The organism is Achromobacter sp. 2789STDY5608621 (assembly GCF_001299375.1).
Classification (GTDB): domain Bacteria; phylum Pseudomonadota; class Gammaproteobacteria; order Burkholderiales; family Burkholderiaceae_B; genus Achromobacter; species Achromobacter insuavis.
The window spans coordinates 111,435-122,764 of the sequence record NZ_CYTU01000016.1; the positions used below are offsets into that span (position 1 = coordinate 111,435).

An 11,330-nucleotide genomic window follows, 5' to 3' on the forward strand; every position below is an offset into this window, starting at 1 on the left:
CCGCCGCGAGCGCCGCCGCCTGGCCCGAGAAGCCGGTGCGCCTGGTGGTGCCGTTTTCGGCGGGCGGCCAGCTCGACAATATGACGCGGATCTTCGCCACCGGACTGTCCGACCATCTCAAGCAGCCCGTCATCATCGACAACCGCCCCGGCGCGGGCGGCATCATCGGCTCGGACATGGTGGCCAAGGCGCCGGCCGACGGCTACACCTTCCTGGTGGCCGGCAATGGCGCCATCACCAACAAGCTGCTGCGCAGCAAGATGCCCTATGACGACAGCGACCTGGTGCCGGTCGGGCTGCTGTTCGAATCGTCCTCGGTCATCGTCGTCAGCGCCAACAGCAAGATCCATTCGCTCAAGGACTGGCAGCAGCAGGCCGGCAAGGAGAAGCGCCCGATCCTGTTCGCCACCGCCGGCACCGGCAGCACCGGCCATTTCGTCGCGGAAATGCTGGGCCAGGCGCTCAAGGTGCCGGTCACGGTCGTGCCCTACAAGAGCGGTTCCGAGAGTTCCACCGCGCTGATGGGCGGCCAGGTCGACGCGGCCTCGGAGGCGGCGGTGTCGGTGCGCAGCTACATCGCGTCCGGCCGGGTGCGCGCGCTGGCGGCCACGGCGGACCACCGCTCGCCGCTGTTGCCGGACACGCCCACCACGGCGGAACAGGGCTTTGCCCAGATCAACATCACCCACTGGGGCGGCATGTATGCGCCCAAGGGCACGCCGCAGGACGTCATCAAGGCGATGAACCAGGCCATCGCCGACGTCATGGCCACGCCCAAGGTCAGGCAGCAGCTGGTCGACGCGGGCTACGAGGCGATTCCCGGCTCGGTGGAGAAGTTCGGCAGCTTCATCGCCGCCGAGGACAAGCGGCTGGGCGGGATCGTCAAGAGCGCCAACATGAAGGCGGAATGAGCGGACGCGGGATGGGTGGCGCCGCGGCCGCCCTCCCGCGCGCGGCGCCGGCCTGTCGACAAAGGGAGGCAAGCGCCTTGCCTCGTGTTCGTCTCAGCGGTCCAGGCCGGCCGCCAGCACGTACTTGACCTCGACATACTCCTCGATGCCGTAGTAGCTGCCTTCGCGCCCGTAGCCCGAGTGCTTGATGCCGCCGAACGGCACCGACGCGGTGCCGACCGAGCCGGAATTCAGGATCACCATGCCGGCCTCGATGCGCCGCGCCAGGCGCAGCGAACGGGCCAGATCACGGGTGAATACATACGCCACCAGGCCGTATTCGGAGTCATTGGCGCGCCGCACCACCTCGTCCTCGTCGCCGAAGCGGTAGATCGCGAACACCGGCCCGAAGATCTCGGTGCGGGCGATGCGCATCGTGTCGTCCACTTCGGTCAGCACGGTCGGCTCGTAGAAGTTGCCGCCGCGGGCATGGCGCCGGCCGCCCAGCACGGCCTGGGCGCCCTGCCGCGTCGCGTCATCCACCAGCTGCGCCACCTTGTCCACGCCGGCGGCGTTGATCAGCGGCCCCACCACGAATTCGTCCTGCATGCCCTGGTCGACGCGGATCCGCGCCACCTTGTCGGCCACCGCCGCGACGAAGCGGTCATGGATGGCCTCGTGCACGTAGACGCGGTTGGGCGAGATGCAGACCTGGCCCGAGTTGCGCAGCTTGGCCGCGACCAGCTGGGCGGCGGCCGTTTCGATATCGGCATCGTCGAACACGATGAATGGCGCGTTGCCGCCCAGTTCCAGCGTCATTTTCTTCAGGTCGTTGCCGCAGGCCGAGGCCAACCGCTTGCCCACGGCGGTCGAGCCCGTGAACGAGAGCTTGCGGATGCGCGGATCGCCGGTGAAGCGCTCGCCGATCTCCTGGGGATTGCCGGTCACCATCTCGAAGACGCCGGCCGGTATGCCGGCCTGGCGCGCGTAGTCGAGCATTCTGTAGGCCGTCAACGGCGTCAGCTCGGACGGCTTGATGATCATGGTGCAGCCGGCCGCCAGCGCCGTGGCGATCTTGCGGGCGATCATCATGAACGGGAAATTCCAGGGCGTGATGGCCGCGGTCGGGCCGGCGGGCTCCTTGAACACCAGGACTTCGGCATGCGCGGCGTGCGACGGGATGGTGTCGCCGTAGACCCGCTTGGCCTCTTCCGCGTACCACTCGATGAAGCCCAGGCCGTAGTCGATCTCGCCCAGCGCTTCGGCCAGGCACTTGCCGTTTTCCTGGACCATGAGCTCGGCGAAGACGCGCTTGTCCGCCCGCATCAGCTCGAACCAGCGGCGCAGCAGCTCGCCGCGTTCGCGGGCCAGCTTGCGCGACCAGGCGGGAAAGGCGGCGCAGGCGCGGTCGATGGCCGCCTGCACCTCGGCGCCGGTCAGCTCGGGCGCCTGGCCGACCAGCGCGCCGTCGGCGGGGTTGTATACGTGGATCATGATGTCTGCCTTTACAGAGGGATGGCGCCGGCTCGGGGTATCGCCGGCATGGATTGCATAATAGAATTGCAGTACCCAGGCATCCATGGCATTGAGTCTTTGTTCATTGCCTAAAACTATTGAAATGGCAATTTCCAGGCAGACCAAGAAAAGCGTCGTTCCCGCGCCGCCGCCGGTTTCCGGTGATCCCCTGGCTTGCGCTGGCCCGCAGGCGGACGATCCGCAGGCGCGGGTGCGCCAGCGCACGGTCGCCCTGCTGCAGGCGCTGGCGCCCGACGAGGGCTACAACCTGACGGCGCTGCCGGACGTGCGCCTGCTGCGCTCGAACCGCCCGCTGAAGTCCGTGCCGGTGCTGTACGACCCCGGCATCGTGATCGTGTGCCAGGGCCGCAAGCGCGGCTACTTCGGCGGCGACACCTATCTTTACGATGCGCGCCACTGCCTGGTGGTCTCGGTGCCCGTGCCCTTCACGATGGAAACCGACGCCAGCGCGCAGGAGCCGCTGTTGGCCGTCTACATGCACCTGGATTTCAAGCTGGCGGCCGATCTGATGCTGCAGATCGACCAGCTGGGCGGCGTCGCGGCGGCCGAACCGAAAGGCATGTTGTCCAGCCCGATGAGCCCGCGCCTGTCCGAGTCGGTGCTGCGGTTCCTCGAGGCGATGAGCCGCCCGATGGAAGCGCGGATCCTTGGCCCGTCGCTGGTGCGCGAGATCTACTTCCAGATCCTGACCGGCGACCAGGGCCCGTCGATGCGCGCGGCCCTGTCCATGCAGGGGCATTTCGGCAAGGTGACGCGGGCGCTGCGGCGCATCCACGCGGCCTACCCGCAGGATCTGGACGTCGAGCAGCTGGCGCGCGAGGCCGGCATGAGCGTGCCGGCGTTCCACGTGCACTTCAAGGCGGTCACGCAGACCTCGCCGATGCAGTACCTGAAGTCCACCCGCCTGCACCAGGCGCGGCTGCTGATGGTGCGCAACGGGCTCACCGCCGCGGCCGCCAGCGCGGCGGTCGGCTACGACAGCCCGTCGCAGTTCAGCCGCGAGTTCAAGCGCGTCTTCGGCCGCAGCCCGGTCGAGGAAGTGAAGCGGATGAAGGCCGAGTTCGCCGTGCCGCCGGCCTTCGCGGCGTCAAGCTACGTGTCATCGCACTGAGGCGCGCCCGCTTATTTACCGTCCTCGAACGACCCCGTGCGCACCTCGCCGCCGCGCAGGTAGCGGCTGACCAGCACGCCGCCCGGCGTGGCGTCGACCCGCTCCAGCGTGAAGGCGCGCGCCCGCGCATCGTCGCCGAACACCCGCTTGCCCTGCCCCAGCATCACCGGATAGACCAACAGGGACAGATCATCCACCAGATCCGCCGCCAGCAGCTGGCGCACCATGTCGCCGCTGCCGAACGTCAGCAGATCCGCCCCGCCCTGGCGCTTGAGCGCGCGCACCGCGTCGGCCAGGTCGCCGGACAGCGCCCGGCTGCCCTGCCAGGACAGCCCGTCGGGCCGGTGCGTGGCCACGTGCTTGGGCGCGCTGTTCAGGCGGTCCGCCAGCGGGCGGCTGCCCGAGCCGGCCGGCACGTGGGGCCAGTAGCCCGCGAAGATGTCGTAGGTGCGCCGGCCCAACAGCAGTTCGAACGGCGCCGTCATCAGGTCGCGCACGTGCCTGCCGATGGCGTCGTCGGCATAGGGCACGGTCCAGCCGCCCAGCCGGAAGCCGCCGGACGGGTCTTCATTCGGCCCGCCGGGGGCCTGCACCACGCCGTCCAGGCTGGTGAAGAGGGAAACGATGAGTTTGCGCATGCCGTTCTCCTGGAGAGGGGATCGGGAGGACCCCTGGCACTACGACGAACGAGCCCGGCGCACATCGACAGGGCCGATGCAATAAATGTCCTCGAACCGTCTGGCCCGGCGCCCGCTGGCGGATGCCGGGCCAGACGCGGCGCGTCAACCCGGATGTGCCTGATGCTCGCCCCGCGCGCCTTGCCCGCGGGTGCCGATCAGGGCCAGGATGAACACGGCGGCCAACACCACGACGATGGTCGGGGCCGGCGCGCTGTCGAGGAAGAAGCTGAGGTAGGTCCCGGCCAGGCAGGCCGCGAGCGACACGGCGACCGCGACCCACAGCATGGCGCTGAAACGCCGCGTGAGCAGGAAGGCGATCGCGCCCGGGCCGATCAGCAGCCCGATCACCAGGATGATGCCGACCGCCTTGAGCGCGCCCACGACGGTCAGCGAAAGCAGGATCAACAGGCCGTAGTGCAAGCCGCGGACGGGCAGCCCGACCACGCGCGCCTGCCCGGGATCGAATGCGTGCAGCAGGAAATCGCGCCACTTCAGGCCGATGACGCCGACCACCAGCAGCGCGATGACACCGCTCTGGAGCACATCGCGCGGGTTCGCGCCCAGCAGGTCGCCAAACAGGATGTGATTCAGGTGCAGATCGGATTTGACCGCGACGTGCAGCACCACCCCCAGCCCGAACAGGCTCGAGAACACCACGCCCATGATCGTGTCCTGCTTGAGGCGGCTGTGCGCCCGGATGAAGCCGGTCCCCAGGGCGCAGGCCAGGCCGGCCACGACCGCGCCGACCTCCAGCGGAATCCCGGCGACGTAGGCGAGCACCACGCCCGGCAGCACCGCGTGGGAAATGGCGTCGCCCATCAGCGCCAGGCCCTTCAGGACCAGCAGGCACGAGAGGATCGCCGTCGGCACCGCCACCACGACGGCGATCAGCAGGGCCTCGCGCATGAAATCGAACTGCAGCGGCAGGAAAAGGGATTCCAGGATAGTCATGCGTCGGCCCTCGCCGCCTTGATGCGCCGGCGCGCGGCCAGCAACCCGTGCTTGGGCGCGCAGACAAAGGCGAGCAGGAACGCCAGGGCCTGCAGCACCACGATGACCCCGCCGGTGGCGCCGTCCAGGAAGTAGCTCAGGTAGGCCCCGATGCCGCTGCTGGCCGCGCCCAGCGCGACGCTGATGGCCAGCAGGCGGCCGAACCGGTCCGTCAGCAGGTAGGCGGTGGCGCCGGGCGTGATGACCATGGCCACCACCAGCAGCCCTCCTACCGTCTGCATGGCCGCGACCGTGCAGGCCGCCAGCAGGACGAAGAACAGGCCCTTGGTGAGCGCCGGATCGATGCCTACCGAGCGCGCATGGTGCGCGTCGAAGAGCGTGATCATCAGGGCCTTCCAGCGCAACAGCAGCACCAGCAGCGAGACGCCGCCGATGGCCAGCAGTTGCACCGTGTCGGCCGGGGTGATCGCCAGGATGTTGCCCAGGATGATGGTCTGGATGCTGACCGATGCCGTGGACAGCGAGACCATGAACAAGCCCAGGCCGAAGAAGGCGGAGAACACGACGCCGATGACGACGTCCTCTTTCAGCCGGGTGCGCTGGTTCAGCAGCAGCATGGCGCCGGCGGCCAGCAACCCCGAGACAAACGCGCCCGCCGAGAAGGACAGGCCGAGCAGATAGGCGCCCGCCACGCCCGGCACGATGGCATGCGCCAGCGCGTCGCCGACCAGCGACCATCCCTTGAGCATGAGGTAGGCGGACAGGAAGCCGCAGAGCGCCCCGACCACGGCGGACACCCAGATGGCGTTGATCATGTAGCCGTAGCCGAACGGTTCGGTGAGCCAGTCAAGCATGGTCCGCTTCTCCGTGACCGTCGCGCGATTCCCGCGCCGTCGCCACGTCGCCATAGAACACCAGCGGACGCTCGTCGTCGGAGAAGATGCTCACGTCCCGGCCGGGCTGGTCGTCCGTGTCGGGCAGCAGGAAATGCCGCAGCATGCCGCCGAACGTGGCCTGCAGGTTGGCGCGGGTGAACACCTGGGCCATCGGACCGAAGGCCAGCACCTCGCGCTTGATGAGCACCGCGCGGTCGCAGAACTCGGGCACGCTGCCCAGGTTGTGGGTGGACACCAGGATCACGCGCCCTTCGTCGCGCAACTGGCCCAGCAGCGCGATGATCACGTCCTCGGTGGTGACGTCGACGCCGGTGAAGGGTTCGTCCAGCAGGATGACGCGGGCATCCTGCGCCAGCGCGCGGGCCAGGAACACGCGCTTGCGCTGGCCGCCCGAGAGTTCGCCGATCTGCCGGCGGCGCAAGGCGTCCATGCCGACCCGCGTCAAGGCCTGGTCCACGGCCTGGCGGTCCGCCGGGCGCGGCCGGCGCAGCCAGCCCATGTGGCCGTAGCGGCCCATCATCACGACATCCTCGACCAGCAGGGGGAAGTCCCAATCGACCTCTTCACTCTGCGGCACGTAGGCGATCCACTTGCGGCGCAGCGCGGCGCGCGCCGGCAGGCCGAGCACGGTGACCTGGCCGCGCGCCAGCCGCACGATCCCCATGATGGCCTTGAACAGCGTCGACTTGCCGCTGCCGTTCAGGCCCACCAGCGCCGTGATGGTGCCGGCCGGCGTGTCGAAGCTGGCGTTGCGCAGCGCGACATGGCCATTGCGATAGACGACGGTGGCATCGTCCACCTGGATGCCGGGCGCGGCGGCGCCCTCGCCTTCCGGCGGCCTCACGGCTCCAGCCCCTTGGCGATGGTCTCGGTGGTGACGCGCAGCAGGTCCAGATAGGTCGGCACCGGCCCGCTGGGGCCGCTGAGCGAATCGACATACAGCACGCCGCCGTAGCGGGCGCCGGTTTCCTGCGCGACCTGGCGGGCGGGATTGGCGGACACCGTGCTTTCGCTGAAGATCGCCGGGACGCGGTTGGCCGTCATCAGGTCCACCACGCGGCGCACCTGCTGCGGCGTGCCCTGTTGATCGGCGTTGATCGGCCAGAGATACAGCTCGCGCAGGTCGAGATCCCGCGCCAGGTAGCTGAACGCGCCCTCGCTGGTCGCCAGCCAGCGCCGCTCGGGGGGAATGGCCCGCAGGCGCTGGTGCAAGGGGCCGATCGCCTCCTGGATGCGCGCCTTGTAGGCCGCCGCGTTGGCGCGGTAGGTTTCGGCGTTGGCCGGGTCGTACTGGATTAGCGCATCGCGGATGTTGTCCACGTAGATCAGCGCGTTGGCGGGCGACATCCAGGCATGCGGGTTGGGCTTGCCCTCGTAGGGGCCGTCGCCGATGCCGATCGGCTCGATGCCGCGCGTCACCACGACGCCGGGCACGTTCTTGAGCCGATGGAAGAAGCGCTCGAACCATTGTTCCAGGTTCAACCCGTTCCAGAGGATCAATTGCGCGCCCTGGGCCCGCGCCAGGTCGCCCGGCGTCGGCTGGTATTCATGGATTTCGGCCCCGGGCCGGGTCACGGACTCGACCGTGGCGGCATCGCCGGCCACGTTGCGCGCCATGTCCGCGATGACGGTGAACGTCGTCACCACCTTGAATTTCTCGGCCGCCTGCGCGGGCAGGCAGAACGCGGCGAGTGCCAGCGCGAGCCCCGCGGCGAGCGTGGCGCGGGCGGTGCGGCGGCGACGGCCCGCGACTGCGAGGGCATCGAACAATGACGGCATGGCAACTTCCTCCGGGATGCATGACGACGCCTTGCGAATCCCGCGCGCGGGCCGCGTCAGGCGCAAGGACGTCAACAGGAGGGGAAGTCGCGGTATCGCATGGATGCCATCTGGAGGGGCCGGAAACTGGCGAAATAATATAACAATTATTTCCCGCGAGCGGACAGGCGCGACCGCCGTCGTGGCGTCTGCCCGCCGGTCAAACGGTCCCAGAAGTGGTTCGGGGCGCGGCCCGGGCGCCGACGGCCCGGGCGCGGATCAATAGTCGTCGCTGGCGCCGCGGCGGTTGCCGCCGGTGATGCCGGGCTTGCCCAGCGCGTGCAGCGCGACGGCTTCGGCGACCTTCATGCCGTCGATGGCGGCGGACATGATGCCGCCGGCGTAGCCCGCGCCCTCGCCCGCCGGGAACAGGCCGTCGGTGTTCATGCTCTGGAAGTCGTCGCGGCGGGTGATGCGCAGCGGTGACGAGGTGCGGGTCTCGACGCCGGTGAGCACCGCGTCATGCATCGAGAAGCCCTTGATCTGGCGCTCGAACGCCGGCAGCGCTTCGCGGATGGCGGCGATGGCGTAGTCCGGCAGGCTGGACGACAGGTCGGTGAGCGTCACGCCCGGTTTGTACGACGGCGTGACGCTGCCCAGCGCGGTCGAGGGCCGGCCGGCCAGGAAGTCGCCCACCAGTTGCGCCGGCGCGCTGTAGTCGCCGCCGCCCAGTTCGTAGGCGCGCGCCTCCCAGTGGCGCTGGAAGTCGAGCCCGGCCAGGGGCGACTGCTCGATGCCGGGGAAGTCCTTGGGTTCGATGCCCACCACGATGCCGGCGTTGGCGTTGCGTTCGTTGCGCGAGTACTGGCTCATGCCGTTGGTGACCACGCCGCCCGGCTCCGAGGCGGCGGCGACCACGGTTCCGCCCGGGCACATGCAGAAGCTGTAGACCGCGCGGCCGTTGCCGGCGTGATGCACCAGCTTGTAGTCGGCCGCGCCGAGCACCGGATGGCCGGCGCTGGGACCGAAGCGGGCCCGGTCGATCACGGATTGCGGGTGTTCGATACGAAAACCCAGCGAGAACGGCTTGGGCTCCATGAACACGCCGCGCGCGTGCAGCATGCGGAAGGTGTCGCGGGCGCTGTGGCCCACCGCCAGCACCACGTGGCGGGCGGCAATGAATTCCCCGCCCGCCAGGCGCACGCCGCGCACCCGGCCGTCCTCGATCTCGATGTCGTCCACGCGGCTCTCGAAGCGGAACTCGCCGCCCAGCGAGGCGATCTGGGCGCGCATCTGCTCGATCATCTTGACCAGGCGGAAGGTGCCGATGTGCGGCTTGCTGACGTACAGGATCTCGGGCGGCGCGTCGGCGGCCACGAATTCCTGCAGCACCTTGCGGCCGTAATGCTTGGGATCCTTGACCTGGGTCGAGAGCTTGCCGTCGGAGAACGTGCCCGCCCCGCCCTCGCCGAACTGCACGTTCGACTCCGGCTGCAGGGTGTTCTTGCGCCACAGGCCCCAGGTGTCCTTGGTGCGCTCGCGCACCACCCGGCCGCGCTCCAGGATGATGGGCCGAAAGCCCATCTGCGCCAGGATCAGCGCGGCGAACAGGCCGCACGGGCCGAAGCCGATCACCACCGGGCGGCTACCCTCGGGCAGGTCGGCCGGCGCCTGGCCGACGTACTGGTATTCCATCGGCGGCGTGGGCGCGACGGTGCGCAGGCCCGCGAGCCGCTTGAGGACGGCGGCCTCGTCGGCCACTTCGACATCGATGGAATAGGTCAGCGTGATGGCGCTGCGCTTGCGCGCGTCGTAGCTGCGGCGAAAGATGGTCAGCGCGCGCAGGTCTTGCGGGCCGATGCCCAGGCGGCTACAGGCCGCGGCGCGCAGGGTGTTTTCGATGTCGTCCTGGGAGGTCGACAGGGGCAGGATGATTTCGGTCAGGCGCAACATGAGGCAGGGGAACCGTGTCAGGGTTCAAGGGCTCGTAAAACGCGTATTAGAACACGCGCGCGGCCCCGTCCCGCGCCCCATGCCGCGCCGTCCGGGCGGGTCCGCGCTCAGCCTCCGCGGCGGACCGACGCCAGCCGTTGCACCACGTCCAGCAGGCGGTCGATCTCCTCGTAGGTGTTGTAGAACGCCAGCGACGGCCGCACCGTGGTTTCCACCCCGAAGCGACGCAGGATCGGCTGGGCGCAATGGTGCCCGGTGCGCACCGCGATGCCCTCCTCGTTCAGCGCCTGGCCGACCTCCTCGGTGCTGTAGCCATCCAGCACGAAGGACATGACGCTGGCCTTGTCCGCCGCCGTGCCGATCAGCCGCACGCCGGGGATGGCGCCCAGCCCGCGCATGCCATGGACCAGCAGGTCATGCTCGTAGCGGCCGATGTTCTCGATGCCCAGGCGCGTTACGTAGTCCAGCGCCGCGCCCAGCCCGACCGCATCGGCGATATTGCCGGTGCCGGCCTCGAACTTGTTCGGAATGGGCTGGAACACCGTTTTTTCGAAGGTCACGTCGGCGATCATGTTGCCGCCGCCCTGCCAGGGCGGCATGTCCTCCAGCACCTCGCGCCGGCCCCAGACCACGCCGATGCCGGTGGGCCCGAAGATCTTGTGGCCGGAAAACACGAAGAAGTCCGCGCCCAGCGCCTGCACGTCCACCCGCAGGTGCGACACCGACTGCGCGCCGTCCACCAGCACGCGGGCGCCGGCCCGGTGCGCCAGTTCGATGATGCGCGCGACCGGCGTGACGGTGCCGAGCGCGTTCGACACCTGGGTCACCGCGACGATGCGGGTGCGGTCATTGAGCAGCTTCTGGTATTCATCCAGCAGGATCTGGCCGGAATCGTCCACCGGAATCACGCGCAATCGCGCGCCCTTGGCCGCCGCCAGCTGCTGCCATGGCACGATGTTGGCGTGGTGCTCGAGGTTGGAGACGATGATCTCGTCGCCCTCGCCCACGTGCTGCGCGCCCCAGCTCTTGGCCACCAGGTTGATGGCCTCGGTGGTGCCGCGCACGAAGATCACCTCGTTGACGTCGGGCGCGTTGATGAAGCGCCGGACCCGCTCGCGCGCGCCCTCGTAGGCGTCGGTGGCGCGCGCCGCCAGCTCGTGCGCGGCGCGATGGATGTTGGAGTTCTCGTGGGCGTAGAAATACGCGATCCGGTCGATCACGCTTTGCGGCTTGTGGGTGGTGGCGGCATTGTCGAACCACACCAGCGGGCGGCCGTTGACGCGTGCCCGCAGCACGGGGAAGTCGCGCCGCACCGCGTGCACGTCGAACGGCGGATGGGCATCGGCGCCGGCATGCGGCGCGGTCCGCGCCTGGGGATGCGCGGGCGTGACGTAGCCGCTGGGCAGCACGACCGCATCGACGAAGTAATAGCGCGGGTCCGGCGAGGCTGCGGCGGCCGCCGGCGGGGCCGGCGCCGCGGGAGTGGCGGCCCGGGCGGGCACGGCCAGCCCGGCCAGATCGTCGCTGACCGCCGTGGCGCCCAGCACCGTTCCCG

General features: G+C 69.4%; 10 protein-coding genes. 2 read left to right on the forward strand and 8 right to left on the reverse strand.

The window, feature by feature from the left end:
* Positions 1–911, forward strand: a 911-nt coding sequence (locus tag AOZ53_RS17075) for a Bug family tripartite tricarboxylate transporter substrate binding protein (protein ID WP_197286497.1), incomplete at its 5' end; no start/stop codon positions are given.
* A 93-nt stretch (positions 912–1,004) separates the two neighbouring features.
* Here the strand turns inward: AOZ53_RS17075 and AOZ53_RS17080 are convergent.
* Positions 1,005–2,384 carry an NAD-dependent succinate-semialdehyde dehydrogenase gene (locus AOZ53_RS17080; RefSeq protein ID WP_054488622.1) on the reverse strand — a complete coding sequence of 460 codons (1,380 nt, stop codon included), beginning with the start codon at positions 2,382–2,384 and terminating at the stop codon, positions 1,005–1,007.
* A 124-nt stretch (positions 2,385–2,508) separates the two neighbouring features.
* Between AOZ53_RS17080 and AOZ53_RS17085 the strand changes: the two genes are divergently transcribed.
* A complete protein-coding gene (locus tag AOZ53_RS17085) occupies positions 2,509–3,537 on the forward strand; it encodes an AraC family transcriptional regulator (protein WP_231690628.1) in 1,029 nt (342 codons plus the stop codon).
* A gap of 11 nt (positions 3,538–3,548) precedes the next feature.
* Here the strand turns inward: AOZ53_RS17085 and AOZ53_RS17090 are convergent, their stop codons facing one another.
* The 7 genes from AOZ53_RS17090 to AOZ53_RS17120 form a co-directional block, all read right to left on the reverse strand.
* The gene (locus AOZ53_RS17090) at positions 3,549–4,175 is read right to left on the reverse strand and encodes a dihydrofolate reductase family protein (RefSeq protein WP_054488624.1); all 627 of its coding nucleotides are present in this window, start codon (positions 4,173–4,175) and stop codon (positions 3,549–3,551) included.
* A 144-nt stretch (positions 4,176–4,319) separates the two neighbouring features.
* Positions 4,320–5,168 carry a metal ABC transporter permease gene (locus AOZ53_RS17095; protein WP_054488626.1) on the reverse strand — a complete coding sequence of 283 codons (849 nt, stop codon included), beginning with the start codon at positions 5,166–5,168 and terminating at the stop codon, positions 4,320–4,322.
* Complete coding sequence (locus AOZ53_RS17100) at positions 5,165–6,022, reverse strand: metal ABC transporter permease (protein WP_054488628.1); 858 nt, start codon at positions 6,020–6,022, stop codon at positions 5,165–5,167. The genes AOZ53_RS17095 and AOZ53_RS17100 overlap by 4 nt, the downstream gene beginning before the upstream one ends.
* A complete protein-coding gene (locus AOZ53_RS17105) occupies positions 6,015–6,908 on the reverse strand; it encodes a manganese/iron ABC transporter ATP-binding protein (RefSeq protein ID WP_054488630.1) in 894 nt (297 codons plus the stop codon). The genes AOZ53_RS17100 and AOZ53_RS17105 overlap by 8 nt, the downstream gene beginning before the upstream one ends.
* On the reverse strand, positions 6,905–7,843 hold the full coding sequence (locus AOZ53_RS17110; protein WP_156333415.1) for a metal ABC transporter substrate-binding protein: 939 nt from the start codon (positions 7,841–7,843) through the stop codon (positions 6,905–6,907). Before AOZ53_RS17110 ends, AOZ53_RS17105 begins: the two co-directional genes overlap by 4 nt.
* Positions 7,844–8,101: 258 nt before the next feature.
* On the reverse strand, positions 8,102–9,775 hold the full coding sequence (locus tag AOZ53_RS17115; protein ID WP_054430450.1) for an NAD(P)/FAD-dependent oxidoreductase: 1,674 nt from the start codon (positions 9,773–9,775) through the stop codon (positions 8,102–8,104).
* Between the two features lie 107 nt (positions 9,776–9,882).
* Positions 9,883–11,330: family 2A encapsulin nanocompartment cargo protein cysteine desulfurase (locus AOZ53_RS17120; protein WP_054488645.1), on the reverse strand; the 1,448-nt coding region annotated here is incomplete at its 5' end.

Excerpts from the sequence above, each read along its gene's own strand:
- AOZ53_RS17100 (WP_054488628.1), bottom strand. The coding sequence starts at position 6,022 with ATGCTTGACTGGCTCACCGAACCGTTCGGCTACGGCTACATGATCAAC.
- AOZ53_RS17115 (WP_054430450.1), bottom strand. The coding sequence starts at position 9,775 with ATGTTGCGCCTGACCGAAATCATCCTGCCCCTGTCGACCTCCCAGGAC.
- AOZ53_RS17080 (WP_054488622.1), bottom strand. The coding sequence starts at position 2,384 with ATGATCCACGTATACAACCCCGCCGACGGCGCGCTGGTCGGCCAGGCG.
- AOZ53_RS17085 (WP_231690628.1), top strand. The coding sequence starts at position 2,509 with ATGGCAATTTCCAGGCAGACCAAGAAAAGCGTCGTTCCCGCGCCGCCG.
- AOZ53_RS17110 (WP_156333415.1), bottom strand. The coding sequence starts at position 7,843 with ATGCCGTCATTGTTCGATGCCCTCGCAGTCGCGGGCCGTCGCCGCCGC.
- AOZ53_RS17090 (WP_054488624.1), bottom strand. The coding sequence starts at position 4,175 with ATGCGCAAACTCATCGTTTCCCTCTTCACCAGCCTGGACGGCGTGGTG.
- AOZ53_RS17095 (WP_054488626.1), bottom strand. The coding sequence starts at position 5,168 with ATGACTATCCTGGAATCCCTTTTCCTGCCGCTGCAGTTCGATTTCATG.